Source organism: Halobacteriovorax sp. (genome assembly GCF_041587335.1).
Classification (GTDB): Bacteria; Bdellovibrionota; Bacteriovoracia; order Bacteriovoracales; family Bacteriovoracaceae; genus Halobacteriovorax.
Window position 1 is genome coordinate 1 of sequence record NZ_JBFGYP010000071.1, and the last position, 15508, is coordinate 15508.

Sequence of the window (15508 nt, forward strand, 5' to 3'; positions counted from 1 at the left end):
AATGAGAGCTATTATCATAGAATAAGAGTTGCAGTAAAAAGGACAAATAAAGATATCTCTAGCGCACTATTTATTAGCGATCCCTTTAAAATAGATACTAGTAAGCTCTATCTCTCTGAAGGCATTTCTATTATCGACTAAGCGCTATTCTTCTTTCACACCCTCATCAATTATTTGATTAAATTCTTGTAATGAAAATCTCTTACGCGACTTCTTCTCCTCTGCAGATTTTTCTGTAGAAGCAGGAGCTCTTTTAGATAGTGCCTTCTTAACTACTTCATCAGAGGAACTTTCTTTTTCAATAACTTTAATTTCACCAGTTTCTTCATCTTTCTCTAGTAAGACTTCTGTTCCAGCTTGAGTAACAAGTTGGGTTCCAAACTCTGAATATAGTTTTTCTAATTCATTTTGCCCAGCAGAGCTAATCTCTGAGAAGTTTTGGTAAGAAACCTCAGTAGAAGCTTCTGGAGTAGAAAATTGACTATCTCCAACCTGAGTTGCTGTTAAGAGCGCTCCATTACGATTAGATCTACTGGCTACACTACTAGACCTAGAGGCAGTAGGATCAGACGCTACTGAAGAGCTTGATACTTCGCTCTGACTACTTGTAGGAGACGAGCTTGTACTTTCAGCGCGAGACTGAGAAACAGAGCTTGCAGATGATCTATTAGCAGGTTTTTCAGATTTTCGTTTAGTATTGGTGTTTACAACACCTTTTGTACTGGCCCTTTCAAGAGGACTTAAATTATTGCTAACTGATAGATTATTAACACTACTTGTTGACGTAACCTTCTTAGCCACGGGCTCTTTCTTTTTAGCCTCTAACTCTGACTTTGCCATCTGAAGTTTCATTTTCTCTAGTTCGACTTTCAATTTATTTAATTCTAAATTATCTTCTTCAGGTTCATCAGAATTAGCAAAACTATTTTTTGTAGGATTAATAGCTGAGGTAGCTTCTTCAGAGATAGCAGCTCCGGAAGGTTTATTTACAGTAAGCTTTTCTTCAAGCTCTTTAATTCGTGCCTGCATTATTTCCTCATCAGAAATCTCTCTTTGGAATCTACTACTATTCAAATCACTTATTTGAGAATTACGTGTATTAAAGTTACGCCCGGAAAAAGATATATTATTAAAATCTTGAGGTAGTTCACCAAAGTTTTCACCAGTAGGCGATTTACTTTTATAGGACTCGCTAACATCTACTTCCTTGGCAATAAATTTCTCATTATCTGATAAAACTTTATTGTTGCCTTTTATATTTATAGAATTATCATCTACTACTTCTGATTTTTTTACCTCATCATCAGGACTTATCTTAGAAGCTTTAGAATCTCTCTCATTTATTTTAGCAATATCTTCCCTTATACTATTGATTGCAAGTTCTTTATCAGAATCTATGGCCCTTGTTAACATATCATCTAGAATAATTTGATTCCTAGCACTTTGATTAAAGGAGCCCTTCTTAGTTTCAACAACTTTAAACTCCCCAGATGGAGTACTAACGATCTTTAAGTTTTCATTAGCAAATGGGTCATAAGAATAATTAGACTCACCACTTTTTACAACATTAAAATCTAAATTTCCAACTTCTTCTTCATCATCATCTAAAAGTACATCTATAAGAAAATTCTCTCCACCAGATTGAAGAGTACCTGTAATATCTATCGATGCTCCAGAACTAAAATTGGCAATATTTAAATAACCATCAGTAAGACTTAACAAGTTCTTTTTGAAAAGGTTTTTACTACTCTTTCCACGATTGAGAATATCTCCAACTTTACCAAAGTTAATATTGTTCAAATAAGAAATACCTAAGTTTGTACTAACTTTATTTTTTTCTACACAATAGAGTTGATCAAATTTAAATTTATCATTAATTTTATACTTCTTATCCCTGAGTGAACTCGCGACCTCTTCATCAAAATTAAAACTGATATTATCTTTAGAGATCTCTTCACATGAAGTCTTAAAAACTTTAACAAGATTTCTACATTTATCATCCAGGCTCTCTCTATGCTTTTCTTCAAGAAAGCTCTCTAATAATGTTGCTATTGTCGTTTTTGACATAGACTTTCTATCAAAAATCGATTGTGGAATTTTAGAAGCAAAAAAATCAACATATGCATCATGATCTTTTTTTAACTTTTTACTATCATATAAAAAACTTTGCTTAGGAAGTCCTTTAAGTTTTTTGAAAAGGTAGTGCTCATTAATCAAAACAATAAGCGCTAAATCTTTTCTTTTTTCCTTAGTCGATTGGTATGAAAATGTTTCTGAATTATTATCGTTATCGTCCCAACTCTTCTTAATGCGCGATGCTAAATTTTCAATAATATCCTTATATTGAAAGTCGCCAATAGACTTAAATTTAGAAGAGTTACTTGTATACTTTTTATTTATCTCTTCAACCTTAAACTCATCTTCCTTCGCCTGTTTAATAAATTGATTGCTTAACCAATATTGTGGAAACTCTAAAAAGTCTTCTCCTGAAGTTCTTTGTCCTCGAATACTAAAATCTTTTGGCATATTATCAATATCCATCCCTTCACAGTCCTCACACTCTTCGAGAGCAAGAGAGAAAGACTTCTTTAGTTCCAACAAATCTGATTCACTACAGTACGGACTCAGTGCTGTTTTTAATTTATGTGTTCCATCACAAGTATTAAAAGAGTAACTATCCAACTTTTTCATTGTATTTAAATCTAATGGTTTATTAGCAATGTTTCTAAGATTCTCTTGCTTGTACTCTTTTAGAACCTTAAAACTATTTAAAGCTATATTTTTTTTACTATCTGCAATTAGACCTTCTTTAAAAGTTTTTATATCTTCATCAGATAATTTATTCTCATATGTAACTTCACTCACGCACCTACAGAACCTTTCGTCATCTTTATATTGATCACAATAATTATAAAGACCAACCTTCATTAAGTTTTTCAGCTGGTAGCTAACCACATCTTCACTCTTTCCAGCGCATACAACTTCGGCCATTTTACGTTGAGCCCTAGCAGCACTTGCTACCTGATCAGGTGTAAATAGTTTTCCATTTTGAATAATAGGATCTTTAGTCTCTTCACCTTCACCTGGAAGTGCAAATGCTGGATTGCACCAGAGAGAGATAAATAAAAATGTGATTGAGACTGATAATAACTTCATACCCATCCTATTCGGTCGGTTAATCAAAAAAATTTAGCGACTATGTATTATTATACAGTGCATATAACCCATAACATCAATATTTATAGGGCGTTAGTTAATATCCCAAAACTTACAAGGAGTTATGGTCATCTATGAATATTATCTATTTATAAAGCTGAGCCTCAATAAATTGCCATTATTTCAAAATAAATTTAATTCTTTTCTAAAGAAATTACAGAAATGGCCATCAGCAACAAAAGAAATCACTTAATTTATCGTAATCACAGGAGTATAATTTTAACAATTCAAAAAACTGAAAGAAATCTATTCACTTACTTTAAAGGGGTAAACTTCCTATGGCTTCATCAATGCTAAAGTATGCGACGTCATCCGTCGTAAAAAAACAGGTTATGGGCATTACAGGACTATTACTATGTGGCTTTTTATTGTCGCATTTAATTGGTAACTGTTTAATGTACTTAGGACCTGAGGCGTTTAATACTTACGCTCACACTCTTGTTACGAATCCACTTATTTACGTAGCAGAGGCAATTCTTGCGACAATTTTCTTAACTCACATTGGGCTTGCTGCTCAGCTGACTTACGAAAATAATAAAGCGAGACCACAGAAGTACTATGTTAAGCAAAAGACTGGTAGAGGGTCTACTTTCGCTTCTTCTACTATGCCTTACACAGGATTAATTATCCTCGCTTTTCTTATTCTTCACCTTATTCAATTTAAATTTGGACCTGAGTATGTAATCACTCACGGTGGTGTTGAGATGAGAGATATCTACAAGACAGTTGTAGACTACTTCCAAAGTCCACTTTCTGTTATTTGGTATATCTTCTGTATGATTGCTCTTGGTATTCACGTGAGTCATGGATTTTGGTCGGCATTCCAATCAATTGGATTCTGGCACCCAAAATACACTTGCCTACTTAAATGCTTAGGTAAGGTTTTTGCTGTAATAGTAACTGTTGGTTACTCTGCACTACCAATCTTCTGTTACCTTCAGGGAGGAAATTAAGATGACTGATATAAAGAAACTAGATGGAAAAGTTCCTGCGGGAAAACTTCAAGATAAATGGGATCAGCATCGTTTCAATATGAAACTTGTTAACCCTGCAAATAAAAGAAAATATAAAGTAATCGTAGTAGGAACAGGGCTAGCTGGAGCTTCAGCTGCGGCGACTCTTTCTGAGCTTGGTTATGATGTAAGTACATTTTGTATTCAGGATTCACCAAGAAGAGCTCACTCAATTGCGGCCCAGGGTGGTGTTAACGCTGCTAAGAATTATCCAAATGATGGAGATTCTATCTGGCGTCTATTCTATGACACTATTAAAGGTGGAGATTATAGAGCGAGAGAAGCTAACGTTTATAGACTAGCTCAAGTTGCAAACAATATTATCGACCAGTGTGCTGCTCAAGGTGTTCCTTTTGCTCGTGAGTACGGTGGAACTCTTTCAAATAGATCATTCGGTGGAGCGCAAGTTTCAAGAACATTCTATGCCAGAGGACAAACTGGACAACAGCTTTTATTAGGTGCTTATTCAGCTCTAATGAAAGAAGTAGGAAAAGGTAAAGTTAAGTCATACACAAGAAGAGAAATGGTTGAGCTTGTTGTTGTTGATGGAAAAGCAAGAGGAATCATTACAAGAAATGTTGTAACTGGTGAGTATGAAAAATTCTCAGCTGATGCAGTTCTTCTTTGTACTGGTGGATACGGAAACACTTACTTCCTATCTTCAAATGCTATGGCATCAAATGGATCAGCAGCTTGGAAAGCGTATAAGAAAGGTGCAATGTTTGCTAACCCTTGTTACACACAGATTCACCCAACTTGTATCCCTCAACACGGAGACTTCCAATCTAAGCTAACTCTTATGTCAGAGTCTCTTAGAAATGATGGACGTGTTTGGGTACCAAAAGATAAGAATGAAACAAGAAAAGCAAATGATATCCCAGAAGAAGAAAGAGATTACTACTTAGAAGAAAAATATCCTTCTTTTGGTAACCTAGTTCCTAGAGATGTTGCCGCTAGAAATGCTAAGCAACAAGCTGATATGGGTAAAGGTGTTGGTTCAACTAAAGTTGCCGTATACCTAGACTTTGCTGATGCTATAAAAAGAGAAGGTATCGAGACTATTAAAGCTCGTTACGGAAACCTTTTTGATATGTACGAAAGAATTACTGATGAAAACCCATATGAAGTGCCAATGAGAATTTTCCCAGCGGTTCATTATACTATGGGTGGACTATGGGTAGATTACAACCTAATGACTACAGTTCCTGGTTGTTTCGCTCTTGGTGAAGCAAACTTCTCTGATCACGGTGCTAATAGACTTGGTGCTTCTGCTCTTATGCAGGGTCTAGCTGATGGTTACTTTGTTATTCCTTATACTCTAGGTAACTACCTAGCGAGTGAAGGACTCATTAACAGTGATGTTGAAGAGACAGCTCCTGAGTTTGATGAAGCTCTTAAAACTTCAAAAGAAAGATTTGATAAGCTCTTAGCGATTAATGGTACTAAGTCAGTTGACTCGTTCCACAGAGAGCTTGGTGTTGTAATGTGGGATTATGTTGGTATGGCAAGAACAGCTGAAGGGCTTAGTACTGCAATTGATAAAATCAAGGCCATTAGAGCAGACTTCTGGAAGAACGTTAAAGTTACTGGAACAAATGATGGTGTAAATATCGAACTTGAGAAGGCCAACAGAGTTGCCGACTTCTTAGAGCTTGGTGAACTGATGGCAAGAGATGCTCTAAAGAGAGAAGAGTCTTGTGGTGGTCACTTTAGAGATGAGTACCAAACAGAAGAAAATGAAGCCAAAAGAGAAGATGATAAATTCTGTCATGTTGCTGCTTGGGAATACACAGGTGATGAAAAAGAGCCTATTAGAAATATTGAAGAGCTAAACTTTGAAAATGTAGCTCTAACACAAAGATCATACAAGTAACGCCAAAGGTAGGAGATTAATATGAGTTCTGATAATTTATTGACTTTGAATCTAAAAATTTGGCGTCAAGCAAACAATAAAGAAAAAGGTGAAATCGTTGATTACACAATCGATGGAATTTCTCCAGATGCATCTTTCCTAGAAATGTTAGATGTTTTAAATGAAAAACTTATTGCAGAAGGAAATGATCCTGTTGCTTTTGATCACGACTGTAGAGAAGGTATCTGCGGAATGTGTTCATTAATGATTAATGGTCAGGCACATGGTCCTGAAGCGGAGACAACAACTTGTCAGCTTCACATGAGAAAGTTTCAAAACGGAGAGACAATTGTTGTTGAACCATTTAGAGCTAGAGCATTTCCGGTTCTAAAAGATTTAATGATCGATAGAACTGCATTTGATGACATTATTGCTTCTGGTGGTTTTGTTAATGTTAATACAGGTAACGCTCAAGATGCTAACGCAATCCTAGTACCTAAAGAAAATGCAGAGCTAGCTATGGATGCTGCCTCTTGTATTGGTTGTGGTGCTTGTGTAGCTTCATGTAAGAATGCTTCTGCAATGCTATTTGTATCTGCAAAAGTTTCTCAACTTGCACTTCTTCCTCAAGGTAAGCTTGAAGCAGAAGAAAGAGTTAAGAATATGGTTTCTAAAATGGATGAACTCGGTTTTGGTAACTGTACTAATGAAGCAGAATGTGAAGCTTCTTGTCCAAAAGGAATCTCGATTAGCAATATTGCTAGAATGAACAGAGACTTTCTTTCGGCAGCTGTAAAATCTAAAGACTAAAAGAGTTGGCCCTCGAAAGAGGGCCTATTTTATTTTATGCAAGTCTATTCTAAATCTACTCAAAAATTCTTAAAAATATGTAAAGCAAAAGCTAAAGATATTCTTACTTCAGAGATGAAGATTGAATTTAATCGATCTCGAATAAAGTGGAAGAACTATTCTGTTCCCCTTAGCTTTGTTGTTTTTGAGCACAATTCAAATCTTGGTTTTTTCAATCATCACTTATATCAAATAGGTCTTAACAAAAGGCTTCTTCTTTTAAATGACGCCAAAATATTAGCTGATGTAATCAGACATGAGCTAGCTCACCTAGAGGCCTACCTATTGTATTCAAACTCGGTAAATGACCACGGACCGGAGTATAGAAGTATTTGCAAAAGTCATGGATGGGGAGAGGAAGTCTTTAGTGCAAAACTCGAGCTTGCGACTTCATTACCAGAGTTTAAAAGAAGTAATACAAAACAAGATAAGCTAGTTTCAAGAGTACAGAAACTTCTAAGTTTAGCAAACTCAGATAATATAAATGAATCACGTCTTGCTACCGCCAAAGCAAACGAGCTTTTATTAAAATTTAATTTAAACGAAGAAGACTTAACTGAAGAAGAAGATGAAACCTTTCTTTTAAAAGTACTAGAAGGTTCAAAAGTGAACTCCAAGGCCAAGGCCATTTATGAGATCTTGACCACATTTAATGTTCAGCCAGTCTTTAGTCACGCTAAAGGTCATTATTATTTAGAGGTTGTTGGCTCAAGAGTTAACGTTGAGTTGGCCCACTACGTATGTGACTACCTTGTTTTTGAATTAGATCATTTATGGAGACAGACTCAAAAAGAGAACAAGGACCTAAAAGGGCTGAGTGCTAAGAACTCATTCTTTAGAGGTGTTGCAGTTGGCTATAAAGAACAAATTACAAATGTTCAAGCGACCTCTTTTTCTAAGAATGATTTAATGATCCTCAAAGAAGACTTAGAAGTCAGAGTAAAGAATGTCTACTCCAGACTCTCCTACTCAAGTAGTCAGAGAGTTAAAAATAACTCTAAAGGTGCTGCACTTGGTAAGTCAGCGGGGAAAAATTTGAAGATTAAAAAATCTATATCATCCTCCTCTACAAGAGAATTATTAAAATAATCAATTTCCACACACCTTTATCCCTTGATGATATAATTATAAGCACATAAAATATTTCTATCTATTATAAAGGATTGAGAGAGATGAAACTAAAAAGAACTAATCACAAAATTATTGCTGGAGCACTACTTATGGCACTTGCTGTTGCTTTAGGTGCAATGGGTGCACATGCTTTTGAGAAGACTCTTTCTGTTAAAAATCTTGCTACATTTAAAACAGGTGTTGAGTATCATATGCTTCATGCCTTTGGACTTATCTTTCTTGGCATTATGGACAAGGTCTTTAGTGACAGATTTAGAATTGAAAGCACATTATTTGTTCTTGGAATTATTCTATTCTCTTTCAATTGTTACATCTACGCTCTAACTGAAATTAAGGTTTTTGCTCTTCTTATTCCAGTGGGTGGTGTTACATTTATTATGGGATGGCTATCTCTTGGCCTAAGATTTTTTAAGATATCTCGCAAAAACAGTGCTTTAGAGTAGCTTTTTTCCTTTAGCTTCTCTTTAGATCTTCCGAATAGTTTAAGGTAGTAATTTTCACCTTGGGGATGTGAGTGTCAGCGAAACAACAAATAGATAAGTATATAACAACTTGTACAACTATATTTAAGATGTTTGATCATGATGTAACCATCTCAAAGAACAAAGCAAACCTTTGGCACTTCACTGCAAAGAGAAGTGATAAGAAGTATCTTGTCTACTGCGCACCTAACCTTACAAAGGTAAAATCAATTATAAAGATTGCTCTTAAAAAAGTTACTTCTGATTCAAAGCTTGTTGTCATCTGTAATACATTTACACAAGAAGAGAAACAACTAGCAGAAGGTTTAAATTATACTTTGGTAGATATTCATACTTTGAAAAAGTACGGAACGGACATGCTTGAAACCAAGGCCAGTGAAGCGGCCTAGACCTGCTTCTCATCTGGGCCAAAGAGCCACTTGTGCTGCTGACCAATAACTCTAAATAGACTACCGCCCTCTTCATTCCACTTTATAACATTTCTAAATCTCTCTAGAGGAAATTCTTCATTTAAGTTATACGAAGGAGTTAAGCACCATGGGAAACTTAAACTATCATTCATTGAAAGTAGCTCATTATACATATCAACAGTGGCAGTGAAATCTTCAGCAGTTTCTATCACAGCTTTAATTTGAAATTTATTTGGATAATTTTGAATCAGTTTATTTAATGTCTGAAGCCTTGTCTTTACACCAGTTGAAGGTGTCTTAAAATCAAAGCTTATAAAGTCTAGTTTTGTAAATATATCATCAACAACTCTAGTTCCCGCAGCTTCTAAGTTTACGTAGTAGCCTCTCTCCTTGAGAGTCTCTAAGAGGGATAAGACTTGATCTGTATGGCTTGGGTGTAGAGGATCTCCACCAGTGATTGAGACACGCTTCATGCTCTTTCCACCAGCGTCCTCAATAGCAGTTAAGACTTCATCTTTAGTCCATTCCTTACCAGTAAAGTCCCAAGTGTCTTTTGAGTCGCAATTTAAACAACCAATTGCACAACCTTGAAAGCGTACGAATACTTGAGGAGTTCCAATATGTACTCCCTCACCTTCAGTTGCAGAATAAATAGAATTTATTAAAAACGATTTCAATTGTTTAACCTTCCTCTAAGCCACCTGTTATACCATAGAACATGATCTTCAAATGCTAGACTCTGTAGTCTTTACACAGCTTTTTTAGCTCTATCAAGGGTATTGCTGATAAATTGCCAAAGATTTGGTATATTAGATGTATATGAGTGATAAAAAAGACCGTTTAGGTAAAGAAATTGATGTAAAAAGTATTGATATGAACAGGCTAAAGCTCAATGCTGCCGATCTGCCTGGTCTCGTCGAATATGCCACAAATGCTAGTAGTGCCTTGATTAATCCAGAAGATGAAGGAAAAATCAAAAGTAGAGCGCTAAGAGCAATGCACCAGCAAACTGCTAATCAAATGGACCAACTTCTTGAGCAAATGCAACCTCTTATTGAGCAGGCAGCAAAACTCAAAAAGCGAGTTGAAGTTAGTGAGATAATTTACAATGCGAAAATGTCATTTGAGCCAATGATTGGTCAGATCTACCACCTCTACATAAAAAAAGATGAAACTCACCTACTCTCTATTATTGGACCTTCAGAGTGGGGACTAGAAATGCCATATAAAGAATGTATTGCCAGTGTAGAGCTTCTAGCTGATCACACATGGCAAGTTCTAGACTAAAGTCTATTCTTTAGATAATCAGTTTGAAGACATCTCATTTCATGTTATTTTTATTGTATGGATTTAAACACAGAATTTAATAGAGTCATCAAAAAGTTACAAAACGATGAAAGGCCACTTACTAAGTATAGTGAAGAAGAGTTTCAAAAATTAAACTCAATCTGGACAGAACTTCTTGAAAAGAAAAACTTCAATGACCTTCCTAAGGTCTATTGCTTATTAGACAATACTCAAAACTATTCTAATATATTCACAGAAAATATCTATCAGACATTTGAACAAATAAGTGACCCAGAATTAATTGTATTTAACTTAAGTGCGGCGAGTAAGCATATCATTGCCTATCATCACAAGAAGGGAGAACGTGTCCCTTTTGAGTTAATAGAAGTCTTAAAGGGGCTGCTTAAAAACAAAGATGCTGAAGTACTTGAGTGGACACTCAGAACAATTGAACAACTTGGAAGTCAGGCAATATTTTTAAAAGATGATATAATTCAAAGTAAGCCAGGAATTTTAAGTTTATTTGATAAACATAAGAAGGCCTCAAAGCAAATTATTGAAATGTTAGAAAAAAGATGGAGTCCCAAGAAATGAGTTCTGATAATTTTGATCCACAAATGGCCTATGAAAAGTTAATGAGTGCAACAAATGCTGTAGGACAAAAACATTTCATAGATGACCCAGAGGCCTATCAAGTTAATATTCGTCCGGATAAATCTGTCTCACCAGGTAAGTTTCTAAATGATCCCATTCTTCCAGGAGGCTATAAGGCGCACCCAACGACAATAAGAGCGATGCGTAAAGATATCTTTGTTGGCGGGACTGAAGTCTTTGAGGACCTACAATTTATTATAAATTGTGAAAGCTGTAAGACTGAATTAGACGTTCAATTCTGGCATTTCTGCCCCTACTGCGAAGCACAGTTTCCTAAGTCACGCGTCAAGTAACTAAAACCTCGTTCACTTGTCAACTTTTGTAAGATTAATACAATTTACGAGTGCGCATAGTCAAAAGTACATTACTTCTAAATAAATAAAAGACTAGCAAATGTAAGACATTGAGATACTAGATAGCTATCAATCAAGTATTTCTTAGGATACAACTGGTCAACAAAAACACACACACAACACACTACACAGGAGAGAAAACTCATGAAACGCGAAAACAGTTACCTGAGTGACAAGCAGATCGGAAAACTTAAAGATACGCTTCTCGCAGAAAAAGAAAGAATCTACAATAAGTCTCAAAATAGTGAGAGCTACTGTCTAGATAAAAATGAACTAAGTGATCCTGTTGATGAAGCCTCTGTAAACGTTCAGACTTCACAAGAAATAAGATTTAGAAATCGTGATATTTTCTATCTAAAGAAAATTAATAAAGCACTTACAAAGATTGAAGATGGAGTCTATGGACTTTGCCAAGAATGTGATGCTGAGATCAACTTCGAAAGACTTATGGCAAGAACTACAGCTGAATTATGTATTGGTTGTAAGGAAGAAGCTGAGCTTTCTGAGAAGAATAACTTTATTCAAAGAAAATCAAAGTCTCTAGGTAAAACATTATCTGAGCTTTCTTCAAAGTAATCTATTCGGAGAATTTATTCACGGCCTAGAACTTCTAGGTCGCTCCACTCTCCAATTGGATGGTAGAAGAATGATTTCTCCGCGTATTTAACTGCTTCTAATTTTTGAAACTTACTACTTAGTTCAGCCTCACTGCCCCAATTCTCTTCAAGTAATTCAATTTTAACTAACCCTTCAGAGACTTCTTCAAAAGATTTGAACTCTATATCAAGTGAATGGTTTTTTAGGTCTTTTAAAAACTGCTCTCTATCTAAACTATTTTCAACAATACTAAGAATTATAACTCCCGGTCTATAACCGTCACACTTTCCTTCAATATCAGTTAGCCCTACAGACTGAGTTTCAAAACCATCTTGATTAATCTTTAACCAAACACAATAGCGAAGAGACTTTTCAGCGGCATTTAATACTAAGCTAAGGCCATGACCGCTGCAAAATGCCATAGCATCCAAGCTACTCTCAAATTTTGTAGGAAGGTTTAGCTCACTTATTTTACTCAATGTATAATTATTTAGCTCTACACTAATACCTTGAACAAAGGAAGTTGCCTTAACACTTTCGGCCTCTTCTTTAATCCAGCACGTGCCTTGATTTAAAGATTTCACCTGAATATTTTCAGCGAACGATACTGTTGAAAATAAACTCAATAGTGTTAAAATAAGAAGATTCTTCTTCATAGTAGTTTGCTCCGATATTTACTGTATTTAATTTATCGGAAATAAAATGGACTACTTTACACAGACTTTTACTTTCTTAGAAATATAAATAAATTTAACAAGATAGAGAACAATGTCAGACAAAAAAGCTCAACTAATAAAGAATGTAACTTACTCATTTTACGAGAAAGCAGTTTCTGACTTTTTAATTGGCTATCAGTTTAGAAAGATTCAAGAATTCAAATCTGCTGACCCATTATCTCCACCTCTAGAGGCATTTAAGTCTCATTTACCAAGAATCGTAAAATTCTGGCGCATTCAATTACTTGGAGAAAGGCTATCTAAAGAAGATAAGAGGTTTGACCTTATTAATATCCACAAAGAACTAAAGCCTAATAAAGGTGAAGTTCTTAGATGGGTAAAACTTTTTTATTCAACACTAGATGAGTATGAAAGTGATGATAACAAAGAATTCATTAAAGAGTGGAAGAAGAAAGTTTCTGAGTTTGAAAAAAGATTTTTAACTTTCTTATTTTGAGTCGTTTGGATTTTTAGCATTATAAACTTCTTTAATAAAGCTCTCGAGTACAGGCTCCCCTTTCACATCGTCAAAGAACCAGTTTCTTGCGTAATATTGGTTATAAGCAAGTGCTGCTGCTCTAGCATTTTCTTCTGTATCAAACTCAATTGCAATTAAATCAACGAGCCTAACCTTAATTCTCTTACCGGATCCTTTTATACATCCTTTAACTCTATAATTTTCACAGAGAATTCTCTTTGCAGGCTCATTTACAATAACTAACTCAATACTTGAGTCCTTGGCATAGGCCATCTTCCACATCTGACTTGCAGAGTAACGATTATTTTCGGAGCATGCTGAGAGTGAAAGTAGAATTGTAAGAAGTATTATTTTTGCCATATTATAATTATATACTAATATGGCAAAAACAAGAAATGGTGAATTATTTGTTCTTTTTGTAACGAGGAGAATGTCTCCCGCCAACTTGTGGTCTTTTCTTAGCAACCTTTTTAACAGGCTCTTTACTAGCATTAGACCTTGCCACCTTCTTCTTAGTAAGCTCTCTTTGCATCTTAGTATTGATAGTAGTTAGCTTTAATAGAGATTGTTCCTTAATCGATTCATTAATTCTTCCAATTAAGTTTAAATCTCTAGAAGTAACAAAGTTATAAACATTACCTTTTCTTCCACCACGACCTACACGACCACTTCTGTGAATGTAGAATACAGCTTCAAATGGTAGATCATAATTTAAAACCCAATTTAAAGAAGGGATATCAATTCCACGAGCAGCAATATCAGTACAAACCATGATACCGCCTTTATCTCTAAATTTTTTCATCGAAGCATTTCTATCTTTTGCTTCCATTTCTCCATTTAGAATAAAGAATCTCTTACTTGGATATTTTTCTTTTAAGAAGTCATAGAGTTCAGTTGTTGTTTCCTTTCTATTACAGAAAATCATTCCACTACCGTTAGCTTGCTTATCAATAAATAGCTCAGTCATTTGATTCTTTTCTTTTTGACCAAGGTCAATATTGAAAGTTTCAATATCTTGCTTTATTGAGTTTCCACCAACTTCAAGCATCTTGAAATCGACTTTACTGAAAACTTCTTCTTTAAATTTATCAAAATCATTAGGCATAGTTGCTGAAATTAAACCTACAGTACAACCATCCCACTCACAGTATCCCCAAAGCTTTTGAATATCTTTGAAAAATCCCATATCTAAAAGAGTATCAGCTTCGTCTAGAATAAAGTATTTTACTTCACTTAGAGATAACTCTTTCTTCTCTAGCATTTGCGCTAGACGACCAGGTCCCGTGATTAATATATCCATTGCAGAAGTTCCAAGGTCTCTACTCTTTTGACCTTTTTCACCACCTAGTAATTGTCTTACTCTCAACTTTGCAAAGTGAGAGATATCTTTGAATACTTGGTAAACTTGGGATGTTAACTCTTTAGTAGGAAGTATGATTACAGCTTTTGGAGCTCCAGGGATTGGCTCTACGCTTCTGTCTTCATTTTCTTTTAAATACTGAACGATTGGAAGAGCGTAAGAAAGAGTTTTCCCAGTTCCTGTTTTACCTAAAAGTGAAATAGATTCTTCGTTAGCAAGAAGAGGTATTCCTTTCACTTGGACAGGAGTTGGAGATTTGAAGCCTTGATCTTCAATAAATTTTAGTAAATCAGTGTTTTTTAACAAGTCTTCAAAATTGGCCATCGTTCTGTCTTCCTTCAATAAATTATAAGTCTTCGATTTTTAACAAAGGAGTTACTTAAAGTCATCACCTTTAAATTAATTACATATTTAAAATTGTCTTTAATATTAGATATTTAGGGGTAAAAAAAGATTGGCCCCAAGAAAAGGGGCCAATAAAGTGTTAAATTAGAAGAATAATCTGAAATTTGCAGAGTAGTAATTAGATACTTTGATGTCATCAACCTTATCTTTCACAGCAAATTTTCCTTCAAGGTCAAGTTGTAGAAGCCATAATTTAGCTTGTACACCTAGAGTGAAGTGTTCTACATCAACTTGAGTTCTTAAGTTAAGAGCAATTCTCTCTTCCCAAGTGTGCATTCCCCAGTTAGCTCCAAGGTATAATCCATCAACAGCACTGTATCCACTTCTCATGTGAGTACCTGCATAAGGAGAAAGCTTGAAAAAGCTTGGCATGTAATCTGCTTGAGCGTGAAGTCTTATAAGGGCACTATTTCCAAAAGAAGGAGTCCCTTCATCTTCAGAAGAAATCTCTGCAAGCTTAACTTCCTCAACTGCAGCAAATGCAGAGTAGTTAGAATTCTTATATCCAAATCTGTAATCAACAGCTGCATTGATAAGTGTATTTTCAGCAGTATCAATATTACCACCACCACCAAGTAGTAGAACCCCGTCAACGCTCTTCTTAATATCTAGTCTTCCTAGACCGTAAAGACCAAAAGTACCAAAGAAGTGCTCACCTTTTGTGTAATCAAACCAAAGTCCTGCTTTAGCTTCAACTTTTGCATA

At 35.2% G+C, this 15508-nt stretch carries 17 protein-coding genes; 11 read left to right on the forward strand and 6 right to left on the reverse strand.

From position 1 onward, the window contains the following. Positions 1 to 144 precede the first annotated feature (144 nt). Positions 145 to 3156 carry a hypothetical protein gene (locus tag ABX784_RS10635; protein ID WP_372655017.1) on the reverse strand — a complete coding sequence of 1004 codons (3012 nt, stop codon included), beginning with the start codon at positions 3154 to 3156 and terminating at the stop codon, positions 145 to 147. A gap of 338 nt (positions 3157 to 3494) precedes the next feature. Between ABX784_RS10635 and ABX784_RS10640 the strand changes: the two genes are divergently transcribed. From ABX784_RS10640 to ABX784_RS10665, 6 genes are all read left to right on the forward strand, one after another. Further along, a complete protein-coding gene (locus ABX784_RS10640) occupies positions 3495 to 4169 on the forward strand; it encodes a succinate dehydrogenase cytochrome b subunit (protein WP_372655018.1) in 675 nt (224 codons plus the stop codon). Position 4170: 1 nt separating this feature from the next. Further along, positions 4171 to 6102 carry a fumarate reductase/succinate dehydrogenase flavoprotein subunit gene (locus ABX784_RS10645; RefSeq protein ID WP_372655019.1) on the forward strand — a complete coding sequence of 644 codons (1932 nt, stop codon included), beginning with the start codon at positions 4171 to 4173 and terminating at the stop codon, positions 6100 to 6102. 21 nt (positions 6103 to 6123) lie between these two features. Further along, positions 6124 to 6891, forward strand: coding sequence for a succinate dehydrogenase/fumarate reductase iron-sulfur subunit (locus tag ABX784_RS10650; protein ID WP_372655020.1), 768 nt, complete (start codon positions 6124 to 6126; stop codon positions 6889 to 6891). A gap of 36 nt (positions 6892 to 6927) precedes the next feature. Next, positions 6928 to 8019, forward strand: a complete 1092-nt coding sequence (locus tag ABX784_RS10655; protein WP_372655021.1) for a SprT-like domain-containing protein — start codon at positions 6928 to 6930, stop codon at positions 8017 to 8019. 83 nt (positions 8020 to 8102) lie between these two features. Beyond that, entirely contained in the window at positions 8103 to 8504 is a 402-nt protein-coding gene (locus tag ABX784_RS10660) for a DUF423 domain-containing protein (protein ID WP_372655022.1), read from the forward strand. A 71-nt stretch (positions 8505 to 8575) separates the two neighbouring features. Beyond that, positions 8576 to 8932 carry a hypothetical protein gene (locus ABX784_RS10665; RefSeq protein ID WP_372655023.1) on the forward strand — a complete coding sequence of 119 codons (357 nt, stop codon included), beginning with the start codon at positions 8576 to 8578 and terminating at the stop codon, positions 8930 to 8932. Here the strand turns inward: ABX784_RS10665 and ABX784_RS10670 are convergent. Then, positions 8929 to 9630 carry a 4Fe-4S cluster-binding domain-containing protein gene (locus ABX784_RS10670; protein ID WP_372655024.1) on the reverse strand — a complete coding sequence of 234 codons (702 nt, stop codon included), beginning with the start codon at positions 9628 to 9630 and terminating at the stop codon, positions 8929 to 8931. The genes ABX784_RS10665 and ABX784_RS10670 overlap by 4 nt on opposite strands. A gap of 142 nt (positions 9631 to 9772) precedes the next feature. On the opposite strand from ABX784_RS10670, the gene ABX784_RS10675 reads away from it, so the two are divergent. The 4 genes from ABX784_RS10675 (at position 9773) to ABX784_RS10690 (ending at position 11823) form a co-directional block, all read left to right on the forward strand. After that, complete coding sequence (locus ABX784_RS10675; RefSeq protein ID WP_372655025.1) at positions 9773 to 10240, forward strand: DUF2452 domain-containing protein; 468 nt, start codon at positions 9773 to 9775, stop codon at positions 10238 to 10240. A gap of 57 nt (positions 10241 to 10297) precedes the next feature. Further along, the gene (locus ABX784_RS10680) at positions 10298 to 10834 is read left to right on the forward strand and encodes a hypothetical protein (RefSeq protein ID WP_372655026.1); all 537 of its coding nucleotides are present in this window, start codon (positions 10298 to 10300) and stop codon (positions 10832 to 10834) included. Beyond that, a complete protein-coding gene (locus tag ABX784_RS10685) occupies positions 10831 to 11187 on the forward strand; it encodes a hypothetical protein (protein WP_372655027.1) in 357 nt (118 codons plus the stop codon). The genes ABX784_RS10680 and ABX784_RS10685 overlap by 4 nt, the downstream gene beginning before the upstream one ends. 204 nt (positions 11188 to 11391) lie before the next feature. Beyond that, a complete protein-coding gene (locus tag ABX784_RS10690; protein ID WP_372655028.1) occupies positions 11392 to 11823 on the forward strand; it encodes a TraR/DksA family transcriptional regulator in 432 nt (143 codons plus the stop codon). A gap of 14 nt (positions 11824 to 11837) precedes the next feature. On the opposite strand, the gene ABX784_RS10695 is transcribed toward ABX784_RS10690, so the two are convergent. Next, positions 11838 to 12500, reverse strand: a complete 663-nt coding sequence (locus ABX784_RS10695; protein ID WP_372655029.1) for a hypothetical protein — start codon at positions 12498 to 12500, stop codon at positions 11838 to 11840. Between the two features lie 112 nt (positions 12501 to 12612). Between ABX784_RS10695 and ABX784_RS10700 the strand changes: the two genes are divergently transcribed. Then, a complete protein-coding gene (locus ABX784_RS10700; RefSeq protein WP_372655030.1) occupies positions 12613 to 13017 on the forward strand; it encodes a hypothetical protein in 405 nt (134 codons plus the stop codon). On the opposite strand, the gene ABX784_RS10705 is transcribed toward ABX784_RS10700, so the two are convergent. The 3 genes from ABX784_RS10705 to ABX784_RS10715 all read right to left on the reverse strand — a co-directional run. Then, positions 13009 to 13398 (reverse strand): hypothetical protein, encoded by a 390-nt coding sequence (locus tag ABX784_RS10705; RefSeq protein ID WP_372655031.1) that lies wholly within the window; start codon positions 13396 to 13398, stop codon positions 13009 to 13011. The genes ABX784_RS10700 and ABX784_RS10705 overlap by 9 nt on opposite strands. Positions 13399 to 13441: 43 nt before the next feature. Beyond that, positions 13442 to 14722, reverse strand: a complete 1281-nt coding sequence (locus ABX784_RS10710) for a DEAD/DEAH box helicase (protein ID WP_372655032.1) — start codon at positions 14720 to 14722, stop codon at positions 13442 to 13444. 165 nt (positions 14723 to 14887) lie between these two features. Continuing rightward, positions 14888 to 15508 (reverse strand): hypothetical protein (locus ABX784_RS10715; protein ID WP_372655033.1); only part of this gene is annotated, 621 nt, incomplete at its 5' end.

Bases quoted from the DNA above. Each gene is read 5' to 3' on its own strand.
- ABX784_RS10655 (WP_372655021.1), top strand. From the start codon at position 6,928: ATGCAAGTCTATTCTAAATCTACTCAAAAATTCTTAAAAATATGTAAA.
- ABX784_RS10675 (WP_372655025.1), top strand. From the start codon at position 9,773: ATGAGTGATAAAAAAGACCGTTTAGGTAAAGAAATTGATGTAAAAAGT.
- ABX784_RS10640 (WP_372655018.1), top strand. From the start codon at position 3,495: ATGGCTTCATCAATGCTAAAGTATGCGACGTCATCCGTCGTAAAAAAA.
- ABX784_RS10645 (WP_372655019.1), top strand. From the start codon at position 4,171: ATGACTGATATAAAGAAACTAGATGGAAAAGTTCCTGCGGGAAAACTT.
- ABX784_RS10650 (WP_372655020.1), top strand. From the start codon at position 6,124: ATGAGTTCTGATAATTTATTGACTTTGAATCTAAAAATTTGGCGTCAA.
- ABX784_RS10710 (WP_372655032.1), bottom strand. From the start codon at position 14,722: ATGGCCAATTTTGAAGACTTGTTAAAAAACACTGATTTACTAAAATTT.
- ABX784_RS10680 (WP_372655026.1), top strand. From the start codon at position 10,298: ATGGATTTAAACACAGAATTTAATAGAGTCATCAAAAAGTTACAAAAC.
- ABX784_RS10660 (WP_372655022.1), top strand. From the start codon at position 8,103: ATGAAACTAAAAAGAACTAATCACAAAATTATTGCTGGAGCACTACTT.
- ABX784_RS10685 (WP_372655027.1), top strand. From the start codon at position 10,831: ATGAGTTCTGATAATTTTGATCCACAAATGGCCTATGAAAAGTTAATG.
- ABX784_RS10700 (WP_372655030.1), top strand. From the start codon at position 12,613: ATGTCAGACAAAAAAGCTCAACTAATAAAGAATGTAACTTACTCATTT.
- ABX784_RS10705 (WP_372655031.1), bottom strand. From the start codon at position 13,398: ATGGCAAAAATAATACTTCTTACAATTCTACTTTCACTCTCAGCATGC.
- ABX784_RS10635 (WP_372655017.1), bottom strand. From the start codon at position 3,156: ATGAAGTTATTATCAGTCTCAATCACATTTTTATTTATCTCTCTCTGG.
- ABX784_RS10690 (WP_372655028.1), top strand. From the start codon at position 11,392: ATGAAACGCGAAAACAGTTACCTGAGTGACAAGCAGATCGGAAAACTT.
- ABX784_RS10695 (WP_372655029.1), bottom strand. From the start codon at position 12,500: ATGAAGAAGAATCTTCTTATTTTAACACTATTGAGTTTATTTTCAACA.